Source organism: Sorangium sp. So ce117 (genome assembly GCF_051524395.1).
In the GTDB taxonomy this organism is placed as follows: domain Bacteria; phylum Myxococcota_A; class Polyangia; order Polyangiales; family Polyangiaceae; genus Sorangium; species Sorangium cellulosum_B.
Genome location: NZ_CP150309.1, coordinates 11,905,623 through 11,921,962, shown reverse-complemented (window position 1 = coordinate 11,921,962; position 16,340 = coordinate 11,905,623). Strand labels below are relative to the sequence as shown.

Genomic DNA, 16,340 nt, shown 5'->3' with positions numbered 1-16,340 from the left:
GAGCGGCTTCGGCGGCGCTCGTCGGGGTGTTCTGGTCGCTGGCGTTGCTCGCGCATGCTGCCGCCGCGGTCGCGGCGTGGGAGCTGCTTGCCGGCGGTTTTCCCCTCCTTCACGCGCGTTTCTTCGCGAACCGCGCTCTGCCGGCGGTCGCGGTCGGGAGCGTGATCGCCGTCGGTGTCCTGGCCGCGCGACGGTCGACGGGTGCGCGTGTGTCGCTGTTGCTCTTTCCGGCGGCGTGGCTCGGGGTCGCTCTCGCTGCGGGGACCATGTTCCCGGAGAGCGGCGGGACGGTCGCGTTCGGCGCAGGTTGTCTGGGGGTGGTCTTGTTGCTGGGCCTCGCGATGGCGTGGTGGCGGTTCGGGGTCCCGCCGCGGCTGACCTGGCTCGCTGCGCTGCCCGGTGTCGTTTTCGGTGCGGGGTTCGTGGCTGCGCAGCGTGCGCCGGAGCCCTCGACAGCTCCGTTTGCTGCGCCCGAAGTCGAGCTCGGCGGCGATCGTTGGACGCGAGCACTCGCTGGGCCCGCTTCGTTCGACGTGGCTCCGTGGCTTCGGGTGGTACCGAGCTCGGGTGAGGTTTCGGTGCAGGCGGGTGCGGTGGGCATCGTCGTCGAGCCGCGGCTCGAGTTCATTTCGCGCTCGCCGGATCGTTTCTGGACGGTGTTCGCGCCCCTCCAATGGCGCGGCGACTCGCCCGTTCGTGGTCTCGAGCGCGCCGATCGCGAGCTCGCGGTGGACTACGCGGACGAGGGGAGCCTGCGCGTGAGGGCCACTTCGGATCAATCTGCCGCCATCGACGCACGAACCGCGCTTCAGGCGCCCGTGTTCTCGCACCTGAACTCCTTCACGCGCGTCTCGATCACCGGCCATCGCCGGCTCGGCTTGCGGTTCTCGCCTTGCCCCGAGGTCGTTGTCGAGGTGATCCACTTCGACTATCCGTTCGGCGCGCCCGCGCGCTTCGCGTACCTCGACGCCGGCGGCACGTTCCTCGTCGTTCAGGCGAGCGATGCCGAGAAGGGGCCGTTCACGACGCTCGGCGAAGGCCGGCTCGCCCGCGGCGAACCCCTGAGCGTCGTGCTCGTCGAGAAGGGAGAATCGCCACCTCGCGAGCTCGCGACGATCGTCTTCGCCGACTGGTCACGGCAGCTCTCGACGGAGCTCTCGCCCACCGCCGGCTGGGGCCTGCCGCAGAATGCGTTCGAGTTCGGGCTCGCCTCGAACGACCCTTCGTCCGCGGCCTACCTCACGCTCACGTTGGCCGGGACGAGCGTGGGGCGCGGCTGGGACAGCGTGGGTCACGCCGCCGGCAGCTACACGAATCGGATCGAGATCCGGCTGCCGCCATCCAGGTGAAAGAAAGAGGACGCTCGCTCGTTCCAGGGTTTGCACGGTCGGCGCTTCGGGTCGAACATGGCGACCATGAAGGTCATCGTTACCGGAACGACCGGCATGGTCGGCGAAGGCGTGATGCTCGCCTGTCTCGCGGATCCCACGGTCGAGCGGGTCCTGTCGGTGGCACGCCGGCCGTCGGGGCACGCGCACCCGAAGCTCGAGGAGTGCTTGATCCCCGACTTTCGCGAGCTCGGCGCCTTCGAAGCGCGGCTCTCGGGCTACGACGCGTGCTTCTACTGCGCCGGCGTGAGCTCGGTTGGCATGAGCGAGGCGGAGTACACGGCGATCACGTACGACACGGTGCTCGCCTTCGCGACGGCGCTCGCGCGCCTCAATCCCGGCATGGTGCTCACGCACGTCTCGGGTGCGCACACCGACTCGAGCGAGCAGGGCCGGGTGATGTGGGCGCGCGTGAAGGGCAAAGCCGAGAACGCGCTGATGCGCCTGCCCTTTCGCGGCGTTTACAACTTCCGGCCGGGCTTGATGACGCCGGTGCCGGGACAGAAGAACCTGAAGCGAGTCTACCGCTTCCTGCTTCCGCTCGTCCCGCTCATGAAGCTCGTGCTCCCGGCCCTGAAGCTCGAAGAAGTGGAGCGCGCGATGGTGCGTTCCGTGACGAGCGGGGCGCCGAGGCAGGTGCTCGAGGTCGCCGACATCAAGGCGCTCGCTTCGGCGTAGCGAGGCCGCTCACGCGGCGACGAGCATCCGGTCCCCGTCGCGCCGCGCCGCCGCCCACGTCTCGTCCCAGGCGGCGTCGGCCTCGGCGCGCGGGAGCTGAGAGGGCGGCGACCCCGAGGGCGGCGAGCGCGGGCGGGAGCGGGCGGGAGCGGGCGGGAGCGGGCGGGAGCGGGCGGGAACGAGAGGACATGGAACCTCCGAAAACCAAAAGGCAGGCAAAGGATCGAGCGAGCGGTCGAGCTGGCGCTTTGGGCCACGCGCGCCGGCGCCCGGTGATAGAACGACCGCCGTGAATCCGCACACGGACGCTGGCTCAGCGAGCAGCGACTACCTGGATCGCCTGATGCGTCGAGGGTCTTTCGAAGCCCTGTGGCCGCTCTTCGCCAAAGCCACGCGCCCCGCCAAGGAAATGACCGAGAGCTATTCGGCGCTCGAGCACCTGCGGCCCTTCATGTCCGGCGCGCCGTGTCGGGTCATCCACGTCGGCGACGGCGCCCACGCCCGCACCGGGGCGTTGTTCGCGCTGAAGACGGAGGCTGAGAACGTCAGCGTCGATCCGGTGCTCAACGAGCCGCTGGTCGAGGCCTGGCGCACCCGATTCGGCATCCGCCGCTTCGCCTGGCAACGCGCGGACGTCTTCGCAGCGATCGAACGGCTCAACGCGTTGCCCGACATGCCCGTGCTCGTCACGTTCGTGCACGCCCACGTCCCCATCGACGATGTCCTCGCCCGGCTGCGCTGGAACGTCGCGTACACGCTCGCCTGCTGCCAGCCAGGTCATCAGCTGAGCCAGCGGCACGACGTGCTCGCAACCGGCGAGGACCCGTACGTGTTATCCAGCGGACGGCGCTTTCAGGTGCTCGCCCCGCGCGCGTGAGCGCGGCCGTCACACGTTGCACGCGCCGTCTTGACGGACGAGCGCACCCGCGCATTCTTGCGGCCATGTCGCTACGCCGCGCGCCCGTCGCTCCCCTCGCCCTGCTCACCTCCCTCCTCGTCGCCGCCCCCGCCGCGGCGGCCGTCGTGCCGGTCGGCACCACCGACGAGCTCGTCGCCGCGATCGGCGCGGCCAAGGCGGGCGACGAGATCGTCCTCGCCTCGGGCACCTACGCCTTCGACGGCGTCTCCTGCGCGGCCGCAGGCACCGAGGCCGCGCCGATCGTCGTGCGCGCCGCCGAGCCGCTCGGCGCGATCGTCGAGCTGTCGGGCCTCGAAGGCTTCAAGGTCAGCGGCCCGAACTGGCACTTCGAAGATCTCGATGTCCGCGGCGTCTGCGCCGACGACTCGGACTGCGAGCATGCCTTCCACGTGTTCGGCGCTGCCAGCCGCTTCACCCTCCGCCGCTCGAAGGTGCGGGACTTCAACGCCCAGCTCAAGATCAACGCCGCGCAGGTGGACGGCGTCTGGACGGCCCCCGACGACGGGCTGATCGAGCGATCGGAGCTGTTCGACACCCACCCGCGCAGGACCAGCAGGCCCGTCACCAAGATCAACATCGACGGCGGCAAGCGCTGGACCGTGCGCGACAGCTACCTGCACGACTTCCAGAAAGACGGCGGCGACACCGTGAGCTACGCGGCGTTCATGAAGAGCGGCGGCTCGGACGGGCTCTTCGAGCGCAACCTCGTCGTCTGCACCACCGCCGGCTCGCCGGACGGGGCGCGCATCGGGCTGTCGTTCGGCGGCGGCGGCACGGGGGCGGAGTACTGCGCCCCGGCCTACGACCCCGACGTGCCCTGCGAGGTCGAGCACACCGGCGGGACGATGCGGAACAACATCATCGCGAGCTGCTCGGACGTCGGGATCTATTTGAACCGCGCGACGGACACGCGGCTTCTTTTCAATACGCTGATCGCGACGAGCGGGATCGACTTCCGCTTCGCGACGACCAGCGGCGTCGCGCGCGGCAACGTGCTCACGGGCAAGATCCGCGACCGCGACGGGGCCACGCACCAGGAGAGTGACAACCTGGCCGAGGTGGGACTCGCGACGTTCCAGACCTGGTACGAAGATCCGAGTGTGGGCGACCTGCGCCTCAAAGGGGATGTGGCGTCGCTCGTCGGCGAAGCGCCCGCCGAGACCGCGGTGACCGACGACTACTGCGCGCGCGGGCGGCCGGGCAGCGGGAGCTTCACGCTCGGCGCGCTCGAGCATTCGCTCGGCGACTGCGCGACAGTGCCGCCGCCGGGGCCCTCCGGCGACGGGGGCGCGGGCGGCGGCGCCGCCGGCTCGGGCGGGATGGGCGGCGGCACCGGATCCGCGGGTGGGATGGGCAGCGGCGCCGGATCCGCGGGCGGGGGTGACGCGGGCGGCGCAGGCGGCACGGGCGCAGGCAGCGGCACCGGCGCGGCCGGCGGGGGTGGTGACGCCTCCAGTGACGGCGAGGGCTGCGGCTGCCGCGCCGCGGGCGCCGGCGGGAATCACACCCTTGGCCTCCTGACGGCGGTCCTCGCCGCGTTCGCCCTCCGGCGACGACAGGCCTCCTCACGGCTGAGCGACGCCCGTTAGGTGGAGAGGGGCGACTGCGATCCACCCGGACTCGCGGTGGACCGCAGCCGCCCGCGCCCGGCGTGGGAATTCGCCTTGCGGCGCGGGTCGGCCATACTGCGCAGCATGACGAAGGGAAGCTGCCCATGAGGACGACGCGCTCCATCCGCGGCAGCGACCATGCGCTGGTGCAGCGGATCACGCACGTCGCCTATGGCGACGACGCGCACGACCAGTCCCTGCCCGACGGCTGCTGGGACCTCGTGTTCATGAAGCGCCGCGGCCGGCTGCAGGTGCTGCATACCGGTCTGATCACACACCCGGTGGCGCTGGGCTACGAGACCGGCGACGAGTACCTGAGCATCGCGTTCCGGCCAGGCGTGTTCATGCCGGGGGTGCCGGCGACAGGCATGCTGGACCAGGGCGTGCTGCGCCCGCTGGCGAATTCGCGCTCGTTCCTGCTGGGGCCGCACGCCTTCGAGGTGCCCGACCTCGAGAACGCCGACGATCTGGTGGCACGCCTCATCAGGGCCGGCCTGCTGGTGGCGGACCCGGTGGTGTTCCGCGTACTGCAAGGCGATCCCGCCGGCACCAGCCTGCGCTCGGTGCAGCGCCGGTTCCTGAGCGCCACCGGTCTCACGGCGAAGCAGCTGTCGCAGATCCACCGCGCGCAGGCGGCGCTAGAACAGCTGATGCATGGCGATGCGCCCGCCGATGTGGCTCTCGCCTGCGGCTACGCCGACCAGGCGCACCTCGGCAATTCGCTGAAGCGGATCATGGGCAGGACGCCCGGCGAAGTGGTGCGGGCTGCGGCCCGGCCCGGGCCCAAGCGCTGAGGGCCCAGGCGGTCCGGCGAGGCCTGAGCCTGTCGTTTTCTTCCAAGACCGGGCCCACCCCGGTGGATACGGTCCCGTCGCTGGCTCGCACCGGCAAACTCGACCAACCCGAGGGCCCCCATGCACTGCGACTCCGATATCCACCCCTTCCGCATCGACATTCCGCAAGCCGACATCGACGACCTGCGCGAACGCCTGGCGCGCACGCGCTGGCCGGCGCAGCTGCCGGGCGGCGACTGGGTGAGGGGCGTGCCGGTGGCCTACCTGCAGCGGCTGGCCGGGCACTGGCAGTGCCAGTACGACTGGCGACGCTGCGAGGCCCACCTGAACAGCCGCCCGCAGTTCACCACCCGGATCGATGGGCAGACGATCCACTTCGTGCATCTGCGCTCGCCCGAGCCGGACGCGCAGCCGCTGCTCTTGCTGCACGGCTGGCCCGGCAGCTTTGCCGAGTTCGACCGCGTGGTGGACGCGCTGTCCGACCCGCGCCGCCACGGCGGTGACCCCTCGCAGGCGTTCCACCTGGTGATCCCGTCGATCCCGGGTCACGGGTTCTCGATGCCGCTGGCCGACGCCGGCTGGAACCATGGCCGCTGTGCCCGTGCGCTGGCGGCGCTGATGCAGCGCCTGGGCTACTCACGCTACGGCGTGCAAGGCGGCGACGTGGGCGCGTTCATCGCGGCGGAGCTGGGCCGCATCGACAGCGAGCATGTCAGAGGCGTGCACTGCAATGCGCTGGTGACATTTCCCTCCGGCGACCCCGCCGAGCTGGAAGGCCTGACGGCCTCGGAGCAGCAGCGCCTGGAACGGCTGCAGAACTTCCGCGACCGGATGATGGGATTCGCGCACATCCAGGGCACGCGGCCGCAGACGCTCAGCTACGGGCTGCATGATTCGCCGGTGGGCCAGCTGGCCTGGATCGTCGAGAAGTTCAAGGAATGGACCGATCCCGCGGCCGCGCTGCCGGAGGACGCGGTGGGCCTGGACGCGCTGCTGGACAACGTGAGCCTGTACTGGTTCACCGGCACCAGCGGCCCCTCGGCCAACCTGTACTATGAAGCCTTCAACGACCCGTCCGGCTGGGCGCCCAAGCCGCGCGGCACGGTGCCCACGGCCGTGGCCGTGTCGCTGACGCAGGACGTGGCGGTGCGCCGGCTGGCCGAGCGCGACCACCACGTCGTGCGCTGGACCGAGCTGGCGCGCGGCGGGCATTTCCTGGCGACGGAGACGCCCATGGCGCTGGCCGCCGATCTGCGGGAGTTCTTCGGTTCGCTGTCGTAGGGCCTGCCTGTCCACACCACGTGCGCGCCCACGCTTCCGGGAGGCCCTCCGTGGAGTCAATGAGTTCGGTTTGCGTGGTATGCGAGTCCTGATCGCCAAGCCAGCCTATGTCCGCGCAGCTCGGCGAGGACGGCGAAGAAGGCGGAGGGATGGACTTCACGGGGCGCTCGGCGCGCAGGAGACCTCGACAATCACCGGATCCTCACGGGACGCGTCCACGACGAAAAGGCGCCCATCGGCTGAAGGAACCAGCCTACCCGTGAAATCTCCCTCGAGCGGCAAGAGCTCCGTGCCGCGCCACGCCGCGAAGCGGACCCCCGTCTGGCTATGGGCCGAAACCAACGGAACATCGCCGCCGAGCGCCCATCCGTACGACACGTCCTCGGGAGGCTCGGGGAGCATGGCAACGAGATCGAGCGCGCCACCGCTCGCGCGGTAGACGTCCCGCGCGCTTCCCCGGGAGAAGGACGGAGCGTCGAGCCCAAAGCTCACGAAAACGCCGCTCGGGTCCACCGAAACCCTGGGGCAGAGGATGTCGTCGCTCCCCTCCAGCGTCGCCTCCTGGACAACCTCGCCCTCGGCATCGAGCTCGATCAGCCGGAGCTCGCCCGTGTCCCCATCGATGATCGTCGCGACCACGCCATGGGCCGTGCCCGTGAGGGCGAAACATCGGTAGAGCGGGCTGTCGCCCGTATCGAGCAGGTGGATTTCGTCGCTCACCGGCTTCCCGTCCCTGTCGAGCAGGACAATCCGGGGATCCCACACCCCGCTATGCGCATTGCCGACGGCGGCGCGCTCCCCATCAAGGGACCCAGCCGATACGTTGGTCGATGTGATCCTGTCGAAGATCTCGAGGACGGACGTGGGCTCCCCCAAGAGCTCGCCGCTCTCGTCGAGGACTTGCGAGAAGAAGTGGTTTGTGAAGCCAGCGTACCCCGCGCCGATGGTCATCCGGATGGCCCGAGGCTCCGCCGCTGTTCCAACCGCGATCGGAGTGGGCATGAGCTCGTAGGAGATATTTGGGCCGAGCGAAACAGGCACCGATTGCCATTCATCGCGCTCATTGCCGATGAGCCAATTTCTGGTTTCAGCTGTCGCAACGAGCTCGGTAAATATAACAAATCCGTCCTGCATCCGACGGACTTCCCCAGAAAGCTCCGGACTCCTCGTGAGCCTCGCCACCTCCACACATTCGCCGGGCCCAGGAACCGGTCGCGCTCCGCCCGTCCCCGCTTGCCCTCCGAAGCCTCCGGACGAACCTTCTCCGCCCTGTCCACCGACACCCGCGCCGCCGACACCCGCCTCGCCTGCCGCGTGCCCCCCGCTCCCCGGCGCCCCTCCCGAGGTTTCGTCGGCGCCGCCTGTTTGACACCCGAGCGCTGAAGCCATGGCGCAAACTACCGCCAAGGGCGCTCTGGAGCCCGTCTGCGCAGAGAACCAGAGGCCCAGTCCCCCTCGACAATGGTTCATGGTGCAACCCTAGCAGAGTCTCTGAGGGCGTCACGGTCGGGAGCTCAAGCTCGACGAAGCACGCTCAGGCTCAAGGCATTCTCGGGGATGGACGCTCGGTCGCGGTAGGGTTGCACGACGACCGTGGCGAAGGAGCCCTGTGTTCAGCGGCGCTGCTCAGGCATTCCGTTGCGCATTGGCCCCCGCCGGGCAAAGCGCTCGGCGATGCGAAGCATGCTCCGTTCGTTCTTGGCGCTCGCGCCGCTTCTCACGGCGTGAGCCCCCTCGTGGCTCACCCGGCCGCGACGCGCAGCACGTCGGACCGTAGGTGAAGAAACGACGCGTGCACATAACGCACGAACGGCGCCTTCAGGCCGAAGAAGTCCGCCAGATCGACCTCGGCCGCCGCGCGGAACATCCCTTGATCCAGCACGGGAGTCTCCGTGCGGAGCGCCCCGCTCACGAGGCTCCGGCAGGCGGGGGACGCCGACGCGGGGTGGACGGCGACCACGATCGTGGCGGCCCACGGGGCGGCGGCGAGCCGCTCGCCGATGGAGCTCGGATAGCGATAGCGGAGCGCGAGCACGCCGCCCCGCAGCGTGGCCTCGATGACGGGCGCCGCGCCCGCCACGGCCGGTGCCGGTGGCGCGGCCTTCCCCGCCGCAGCCGCGCCCTTCGCCCCCGCAGGCGCGCCCGCCGCCCCGGGCGCGCCGCCGCACCCGCCGAGCGCCACGAGGCCGGCCCCCGCGGTGACCTGCGCGATGAACGCGCGCCGCCCCTCACTCGCCATGCGACGGCCCCTGGAGCCTGCGCCTGCGCGCCTGCCCCACCAGCATCCGCGCCGGCGTGATGCGGCCCAGCACCGCGGCGCTCTCCTCCGCCGTCGGCCGCACGGGGTGCCCCGGCGGGAGCTCGGCGACCATGCTCTGCCACAGCGCGAGCGCCCGGTGCTGGTAGATCTGCGCCAGGCTCGATCGCGGCGAGAGGAAGCGCTGGCCGAGCACCATGGCCCTCTCCAGGAAGGCGATCGCCTCGTCGTCGCGGCCGTCGTTCAGGAGGTGGAGCCCCTCGTTGTACCAGGGCATCGGATCCGCCGGATCCTCCTCGCGCATGCGCTGGTTCGCCTCGAGGTAGCGCGACAGCTTCTCTTCCATGACGCCGTCGTCCTTCAGGAAGCCGTAGTGCTGGATCTCCACGCCGGCCGCGCGGACGACGAGCTCCGGGTGCCGGTCGAGGCTCGGCTGCACCGTCTCGTGCACGGCGCGCCCGTACCGGATCCGCGCGTCGTTGCGGAACAGCCGCACGGCGATCGTCATGACGGGCGGGCCGTCCTTCTGATGATTGGCGATCTCGAAGGAATAGGCGTGGACGTCGAGGTCGTCCATGAGCCGCACGACGCGCGGCAGATCCCAGTGCGCGAGCTCCTCGTCCGGGTCGAGGCTCAATATCCAGGGCCGCGTGGCCATCTCCAGGCCCACGTTGCGCACCTCGGCCAGGTCCAGCCGGTCCGTCCGGTGGACGCGCACCCGGTCGGTGAACCTCCGCGCGATCTCGACCGTCCCGTCGTCACTGCCATTGTCGACGATGCAGATCTCGTCGACGAACGGCTCCAGAAACGCGAGGAACCGCTCCAGCCGCTCCGCCTCGTTCCTCGCGATGATGCAGAGCGATACGCCGGACGCGGGCGCATACCTGCGCAGCGTCACCGTGTTGCTCGCGAGATCGGCCAGCTCCGGCGGCACACCCGCGCGCGGCGGCGTGTACGGGTCCGGCCGCCCGTGCAGCGCGAGCCGCGCCTGCCGCGACGCCTCGGTGTCGTAGCCGAGCCGCCGCACGCGGACGTCGGTGAAGCGCGCGCACCCGTCCGGCATCTCGGGGATGCCGCCGCCGGGCACGCCGCCCTCGGCCCCGCGGGCGACGCGCAGGCCCGGCTCGTTCCGGTACATGCGGTACCCCGACATGGCCCCGAGCGCGCCGTCCGCCCGGAAGTACGTGCGCGTCGGCTCCCAGAACGTGTACCAGTGGAAGCCGAGCGCCTTGATGTGCGGATCGGCGAGCTGCATGAGGCGCTCGGCGCGCGCGCGGTCCATCTCGAACACCTCGTCGGCGTCGACCGCGAGGATCCAGTCCGGGGAGAGCTCCGCCGCCATCTGCAGGGCGCGGTCGCGATCGCGCCGTCCATCCACGCCCGACGGCAGCTCCGTCCGCTCGTACCTGGCCACGGCGGGGTGCGACCGGGCGATCGCCCCCGTCCCGTCCGTCGATCCGTCGTCGAGCACGACGATCGCGTCGGCGAACCGCGCCGTCGCGTCGAGGCTCTCGCGCAGCGTCGCCTCCGCGTCCCTCACGCGGTACGCGGCCACGAGCCGCGTCTTCCCGGCCCGGCGGGCGCGCCACTTCTCGAAGAAGAGGTCCGCGCCCCCGAGGCCGCCCTGCGCGCCCGGGAACGCCTTGCTCAGCGTGGCGCTCCCCTCGTGGTGCACGTACACGTCGCTCGCGATCATGCACTCGAAGCCGCGCTCCTGCGCCCGCAAGGCGAGGTCGGCGCCCTCGTGGCCCACCGGGAAGAAGCGCTCGTCGAGCCCGCCGATCTCGGCGTACACCTCGCGGCGCATCATCAGGCAGAAGGTCGAGAGGGCGAACGACGGCGCCCACCGCCGGCGGAACGCCTCGCGGTGCTCGGCCGCGAGCTCGTTCAGCGCCTCCGGCTGGAACGGCGGCGGGTTCTGCACCTTCTGCGGGCCGCGCGCGCTGTTCGTCACGGGCCCGACGAGCCCGACGCGCCGCGCGCCGGGCACGGCCCGCGGCGCCTCCTCCATGCACTCCCGCAGCCCCTCCAGCCACCTCGGGGTCACCACGACATCGTTGTCGAGCAGCACCAGGTACTCCCCGGCCGCGACCTCGAGTCCCCGGTTCGCGCCGCCGGCCAGGCCGAGGTTCTCGTCCAGGAAGATCGTCTTGGCGGCGTCCCCGAGCCGGCGCGCGACGTCGGTGAGGTAAGCGGGGGTGCCGTCCTCCGAGCCGTTGTCGACGAAGATCACCTCCGCGTCCGAGGGGAGCGTGCGGAGGAGCGCGTCCACACATCGCGCCGTGTACTGGAGGTTATTCCACGTGACGACGATAACGGAATAAACAGGCGTCATCGGGCACCGGGCGGGGCCATGAGGCGAACCACGTTGGAGACGTACTGGCGATACGCCGCGTGCAGATAGAACGCCCCGACCCGGGGTGCCAGGACGATCTCGCACCGGAAGCTGCCCACGAGGTCCGCGCCCACGTCGTCGATGTCGTCGGGGAAGACAAGCCTCGGCCCGAGCAGAGGCACGGTGACGCCGCCCTGCGCGGGGGCGTAGATCAGCGTGAGAAAGACGCCGCGGAGCACCTCGGCGCGCTCGACCTCGATATCGACGGCGGGCACACGCGAGCTGCCGTGGACGACGTGGACGAGGGCGCCGCCCTCGACGGTGGGCGGGCCCGGCTCGGCGAGGACGACGCCCGCGCCGGAGGTCGCGGGCGTCTCCGCTGTCAGGCCGAAAGAGACGGATCGGACGAGCATGGGTTCACCGCCGGTCAGAATTCGATGGCCTTCTTGTCGACGAGATCGATGCCTATCACGTTCGACACGTAGTTCTCGAGGACGAGGTACACATAGACGCTCGGCCGGTACCGGGGCACCGCCACGGCGCAGGGGAAGGCGACGGTGACGTTGAGCCAGGCGCCCTGGTACCCCTCGGACGCCAGGCTGCCGCGGCCCGGCATCGGCAGCGCGGGCTCGGCGAGCTGGTTCGGGCCGTCGCGCTCGCCGGCCGGGAACTCGATGAACGTGTTGCGCGCGAGCAGGGCGCCGCCGTCCGCCTGCTCGATGTCGTGGACGACGAGGACCATCGACTCCTCGACGTCACGGTAGCGGCTCGCGACGGCGTCCGGGAACAGGAACGAGGCCGAGACGTCGAGCTCCACCGTGCCGGCCGCGAAGGACACCCGCGAGATCGCGAGTCGGATGGCCTCCTTGCCGGCCGCGATCTCGGGCGAGCCCCCGTGCGGGGCGAAGCCAAAGGGTGTCCGGGGTTCGATCTCCATGGGGTCCTCTCGACGTGGGCGCGACGCGGGGTCGAGAGCAGCGCGCCCCCGCCCCGCCCGCGAGGTTCAGCCAAAGTGGTTCCAGCTGCGGGAGGTCTGCGCCGGCGTATCGAGGCGCACGCGGCGGATGCGCGGGGCGCACACGGGGCAGAAGACGCCGTCGTCGCGGTTGTTGTGGCCGGCGTGGTAGATGGTGCAGAGTCGCCCACCGAGCGCGGGCCACCACTCGTACCGCTGTCCCGACGTGGTGGACGGGTCCGGCGTGAGGCCGGCGTTCGTGTTGCAGTGCGGGCCCTGCCCGCCGAACTGGTCGGTGTACCAGGTGGGGTTGGCGAGCTGCGTGGCGAGCGCCACGCCGGTCGCGCTGTACTGCGGCTCCTGCCGGACAGTCTGCCCGATACCGTGCCCCATCTCGTGGACGAAGGTGCCGAGGACCGCCGTCTCGCTCCGGCCGGGGCCCGTGCACCCGACGACGCAGAAATTGCCCCAGCTGTAGCCGTTGATCGAGCTCTTCCAGATGAACGAGAACGTGAGGTTGTACGTGTTGCCCGGCGTGGCGAGGTGGGCCGTGAGGCCCGGCAGCGTGGTGAGGTTCCAGTTCACGCGGTTCGGCGACCCGGGCGTGAAGGTGAAGTACGCCCGCACGTCGGTGGCGCCGGCCGCCGGCCACGACGCCTGCGCCGTCCACATGAAGTTGTTGCCGTTCGTGGGGTCGCGCCACACGGTGCGGAACGTGGTGATGTTCCCGACCGCGTTGTTCGCCGTGGGGAGCGCGCGCCGCTCCAGCTGCGTGTAATAGCAGTTCGGCACCAGCAGGAAGGCCATGTGAAGCGGCTTGTCGGTCAGCGTGCCTCCCCCGGGGGGCGCGCCGCCGACGCGCAGGTTGAGCAGCGCGTTCGGGCCGCCGTTCATGAACGGCCAGTCGAAGGTCGGCGAGCTGACCGCCTGCTGCGACAGGCTCTGGAAGTCGACGCGGGCCGAGTCCACGGTCGCGAGCGCCGGGAAGACCGCCCTGCGCTCCAGCTCGATGAAGTGCCGCGCGAACTCGCCCACGAACCGCGGATCGATGTTGTTGTACGTCGCGAGCGTCTGCGCGCCGGAGTACCAGACCGTATAATAGAGCTTTCGCCACGTCTGGAACTCGTCGGTGGCGAGGAACTGCGCCCGCTGCCCGTCGCGCGACGCCTTGATCGTGTACTTGTCGCCGCCGATGTGCGTGAACGTGAGCGTGTTGTCGAAGTGGTGCCCGAGCCCGACCGTCACCCCCGGGGCCGCGCCGTGCGCGAGCCTCGTGCGCTCGGTCAGCGACTGGAATGCGAGGTTCTCGTTGCCCGGGTCGGGCTCGATCCACCAGTCCACGCGGTCGCCGGGCGCGACGTTGGGCACCTGGTTGGGCGTGACGCGCAGCTGCCGCACGGGGCCGTTCACGCCGGTCACGGCGACAGGGAGGTTCACGTACTGCTTGATCGTCGGCATGCGAGAGCTCCAGGACGAATCAGCGGGGAGTCCGGTCCATCAGTCCATCAGCGCGGCGCGGGTCGAGGCGCGCTCCGCGGCCACCCCCTCAGATCACCTCGATCTTGTCGACGCCCCAGTCCTTGGGGTTCTCGGGCGCGGGCGGGGGCTCCTCCATGACGATGACGATGAGCGGCGGCTGGATGACCGGCGTGGGCGGGGTGTTCTTGCTGTTGTGGAGCATGAGATCGAGCGCGCGGGCGCAGCCTTTCCCCTCGACCTTGACGTCGAACGAGTAGCTGATGAACTCGGCCTTGTTCATGTTCACGCCGGAGACAACGCCCCCGTTCGTGCCCGCCTCGTCGCCGCTGCTGCGCGAGAAGTTGCTGTCCTGATGGCAGAGGGGGTTGCCGTCGGCCTTGACGTTCTTCGCGGTGCTCGCGGCGTCCGACGACATGGCGATGTTGGGATAGGGGATGGGGACCGGCGGGGCGGGCGGCGCGGGGGTGAGGCACACGTCCGGAAAAGCGATGGTCATTCCATTGCTCGCGGCGTGGACGACCGTGCGTGAGTTGACTCCTACGGTGACAGGCATATCGCTCCTCCTTCACGCCCTCTTCGCTGCAGCCGAGACGAGGCACACGGCGGCGCGCGTCCCGCCGCCGGAGCCCGCGAAGAGCGCGGCGCGCGCCTCGGGGGACGCGCCGCGCTCGAACGATCGCACGCACGCGGCCGCGAGGCACCCGCCGGTCGCGGCGCCGACATCGCCGTAGCCGTCGGCGGGGTGCCACAGCGCCCGGACGCCCCCGAGGAGCGCGGGCGCGCGGACGCGCGCGAGCCCCCACTCCTTGGCCCGGTAGCTCTCGCCGTTGAGATCGCAGAGGACCCACGCGGGCGGGCCGCCCGCGGCGCACGCGGCGGCGAGCGCCGCGGCGAGGGCCTCGCCCGAGGGGGGATCGCCGCTCTCGATGAGGTGGGGCTCCTCGGCGGCGCCCGAGCCCTCGATCTCGGCCAGGATGGTGGCGCCGCGGGCCTCGGCGCGGCGGCGGTGCTCGACGAGCAGCGCCGCCGCGGCCTCGCCCGGGATGAACCCGTCGAGGTTGCGGCGGCTCTTGAGGCGGCGCGCGCGGTCGAGCGCCTCGAGCAGCCCCACGTCGACCAGGGCGTCGGCGCCGGCCACGATCCAGGGCGTGCCGGGGTCGGCCTCGACGGCGCGCGCCGCGTGGGCCAGGCCGAGGAGCATCGCCGCGTGCCCGTCGGGGGCGAGGAGGCCGCGGGTCACGGCGTCGACCCCGGCGGCGTCGGCGAGCCGCTCCCGGAAGGCGTCGCGCAGCTCGTGGTGGTGCGCGGCGGGGCCGGGCGAGGGGCGCGCGAGGAAGAACGAGGCGTCCTCCAGGTCGGCGCGCGCGAGGTCGCCGGAGGTGGCGAGGTCCTGGAGCGCCAGCGCGAGCAAGCGGACCGGGAGGTCGAGCGCGCGGGGGAGATCGGTGTACGCCGCGACCACGGAGAAGGGCTCCTCCGGGCGGGGCGGGTCGGCGGGCAGGCAGGGGTAGCTCGGCCACTCGCGGAAGCGCGTGAGGCGGGCGCGGACCGCGGCGGTGGTGGACGCGGCGGTGTCGCCGAGGGCGGTGACCATGCCGGCGGCGGTGATGACGGCTCCGGTGCTCATGCGGGCGCGGGCTCCACCTCGATGCGGCGCACGCGGAAGAGATCGCGACCGACGGGCATGGCGCCCCGGTACACGAGCACGGCGCGGAGGTCGTCGGGCTCGAGGACCACGGTGTCGAGGACCAGCGGGAGCGGGCGGCGCTCGGAGTCGATCAGGACCACGGCGCGAGGCGCCGCGCGGGGCAGCGAGAAGCGCTGCGGGCCGAGGGGGCTCAGGTGCACGAGCTCGACCGGCTCGCCGCCGCGCAGGTGCGGCGTGGCCACGAGGCGCGGGTGCGCGCCCTGGTGGTAGCGCGGGTCGAAGGCGGCAGGCAGGAACGGCGACGGGGCGGGGGGCGGCGACCCGGCAGGAGGCGGCGCCGAGGGGTCGGGCGCCGTGGCGGCGTAGCGCAGGCGCGGCTGCCAGCTGCGCCCGATGAAGCCGAGGCCGACGGGCTCGGGGCGATCGTCCGGCGAGCGGAGCGGCTTCCTTGGATCTTCGAGGTTCGGCATGGCGAGCTGCGCGAGGTCGACGAGCGAGCGGCGCGCCCGGAACCCGCGTCCCACGGGGTTGCGCGGCTCGACCTCGTGGTCGGCGGGGGACTCGGCGGACTCGTCGCGCCCGCCGAACGCGCGCTCGTACACGAGCGGCATCCGCTCGAAGGGCGCGGGGGACGCGGGGCGCGCCCAGGTGCGGTCGCCGAAGACGGCGAGGGTCGTGCGGATCGGGCCGACGCGCACGGAGACCTGGACCTCGGCGTCGCGGCGGCCGGGAGGGTACGCGTGGCCGAGGACCACGACGTCCGTGCCGACCTTGTGCGGCGCGAGATCGCTCTCGTAGCGCACGCTCGAGAGGCCCGGCTCGCCGTGGAAGGCGTCGGCGTGCTGGAGCGGCACCTGCTCGGCCGCGGGCGCGAGGCGGCCGCCGGCGTGGATGGCGAGCGTCGCCTTGACGAGGACGACGAGCACCTCGGCGCCGGCGGCGTCGACGTGGACGATGCGCTCGGCGACGAAGGGGGTTCGGTTGCGGAGGTCCATG

15 protein-coding genes are annotated in these 16,340 nt (G+C 71.5%); 6 read left to right on the top strand and 9 right to left on the bottom strand.

All coding sequences use genetic code 11. From position 1 onward, the window contains the following. Positions 1 to 578 precede the first annotated feature (578 nt). The 6 genes from WMF46_RS44675 to WMF46_RS44650 all read left to right on the top strand — a co-directional run bounded on the left by WMF46_RS44675 (position 579) and on the right by WMF46_RS44650 (position 6,670). Positions 579 to 1,349, top strand: coding sequence for a hypothetical protein (locus WMF46_RS44675; RefSeq protein ID WP_437982803.1), 771 nt, complete (start codon positions 579 to 581; stop codon positions 1,347 to 1,349). A 66-nt stretch (positions 1,350 to 1,415) separates the two neighbouring features. Beyond that, the gene (locus tag WMF46_RS44670) at positions 1,416 to 2,066 is read left to right on the top strand and encodes an NAD-dependent epimerase/dehydratase family protein (RefSeq protein WP_437982802.1); all 651 of its coding nucleotides are present in this window, start codon (positions 1,416 to 1,418) and stop codon (positions 2,064 to 2,066) included. A gap of 451 nt (positions 2,067 to 2,517) precedes the next feature. After that, the gene (locus WMF46_RS44665; RefSeq protein WP_437982801.1) at positions 2,518 to 2,943 is read left to right on the top strand and encodes a hypothetical protein; all 426 of its coding nucleotides are present in this window, start codon (positions 2,518 to 2,520) and stop codon (positions 2,941 to 2,943) included. A gap of 65 nt (positions 2,944 to 3,008) precedes the next feature. Next, entirely contained in the window at positions 3,009 to 4,574 is a 1,566-nt protein-coding gene (locus WMF46_RS44660) for an MYXO-CTERM sorting domain-containing protein (RefSeq protein ID WP_437982800.1), read from the top strand. A gap of 125 nt (positions 4,575 to 4,699) precedes the next feature. Further along, on the top strand, positions 4,700 to 5,389 hold the full coding sequence (locus tag WMF46_RS44655) for a helix-turn-helix domain-containing protein (protein WP_437982799.1): 690 nt from the start codon (positions 4,700 to 4,702) through the stop codon (positions 5,387 to 5,389). Between the two features lie 120 nt (positions 5,390 to 5,509). Further along, positions 5,510 to 6,670: an epoxide hydrolase family protein gene (locus WMF46_RS44650; RefSeq protein WP_437982798.1), complete on the top strand. Its 1,161-nt coding sequence runs from the start codon at positions 5,510 to 5,512 to the stop codon at positions 6,668 to 6,670. Positions 6,671 to 6,826: 156 nt separating this feature from the next. On the opposite strand, the gene WMF46_RS44645 is transcribed toward WMF46_RS44650, so the two are convergent. The 9 genes from WMF46_RS44645 to WMF46_RS44605 form a co-directional block, all read right to left on the bottom strand. Then, positions 6,827 to 7,852, bottom strand: a complete 1,026-nt coding sequence (locus WMF46_RS44645; protein WP_437982797.1) for a hypothetical protein — start codon at positions 7,850 to 7,852, stop codon at positions 6,827 to 6,829. Positions 7,853 to 8,411: 559 nt separating this feature from the next. Continuing rightward, positions 8,412 to 8,909, bottom strand: coding sequence for a hypothetical protein (locus tag WMF46_RS44640; protein WP_437982796.1), 498 nt, complete (start codon positions 8,907 to 8,909; stop codon positions 8,412 to 8,414). Beyond that, positions 8,899 to 11,262, bottom strand: a complete 2,364-nt coding sequence (locus WMF46_RS44635) for a glycosyltransferase (RefSeq protein ID WP_437982795.1) — start codon at positions 11,260 to 11,262, stop codon at positions 8,899 to 8,901. The genes WMF46_RS44640 and WMF46_RS44635 overlap by 11 nt, the downstream gene beginning before the upstream one ends. Next, entirely contained in the window at positions 11,259 to 11,675 is a 417-nt protein-coding gene (locus tag WMF46_RS44630) for a hypothetical protein (RefSeq protein ID WP_437763236.1), read from the bottom strand. Before WMF46_RS44630 ends, WMF46_RS44635 begins: the two co-directional genes overlap by 4 nt. A gap of 14 nt (positions 11,676 to 11,689) precedes the next feature. Continuing rightward, positions 11,690 to 12,199, bottom strand: coding sequence for a hypothetical protein (locus tag WMF46_RS44625; protein ID WP_012240970.1), 510 nt, complete (start codon positions 12,197 to 12,199; stop codon positions 11,690 to 11,692). A gap of 66 nt (positions 12,200 to 12,265) precedes the next feature. Next, positions 12,266 to 13,675: a hypothetical protein gene (locus tag WMF46_RS44620; RefSeq protein ID WP_437982794.1), complete on the bottom strand. Its 1,410-nt coding sequence runs from the start codon at positions 13,673 to 13,675 to the stop codon at positions 12,266 to 12,268. 88 nt (positions 13,676 to 13,763) lie between these two features. Beyond that, a complete protein-coding gene (locus WMF46_RS44615; protein WP_437982793.1) occupies positions 13,764 to 14,249 on the bottom strand; it encodes a DUF4150 domain-containing protein in 486 nt (161 codons plus the stop codon). A gap of 12 nt (positions 14,250 to 14,261) precedes the next feature. Further along, positions 14,262 to 15,323 (bottom strand): hypothetical protein, encoded by a 1,062-nt coding sequence (locus tag WMF46_RS44610; RefSeq protein ID WP_437982792.1) that lies wholly within the window; start codon positions 15,321 to 15,323, stop codon positions 14,262 to 14,264. Continuing rightward, positions 15,320 to 16,339 (bottom strand): DUF2169 family type VI secretion system accessory protein, encoded by a 1,020-nt coding sequence (locus tag WMF46_RS44605; protein WP_437982791.1) that lies wholly within the window; start codon positions 16,337 to 16,339, stop codon positions 15,320 to 15,322. Before WMF46_RS44605 ends, WMF46_RS44610 begins: the two co-directional genes overlap by 4 nt. Position 16,340: the final 1 nt, after the last annotated feature.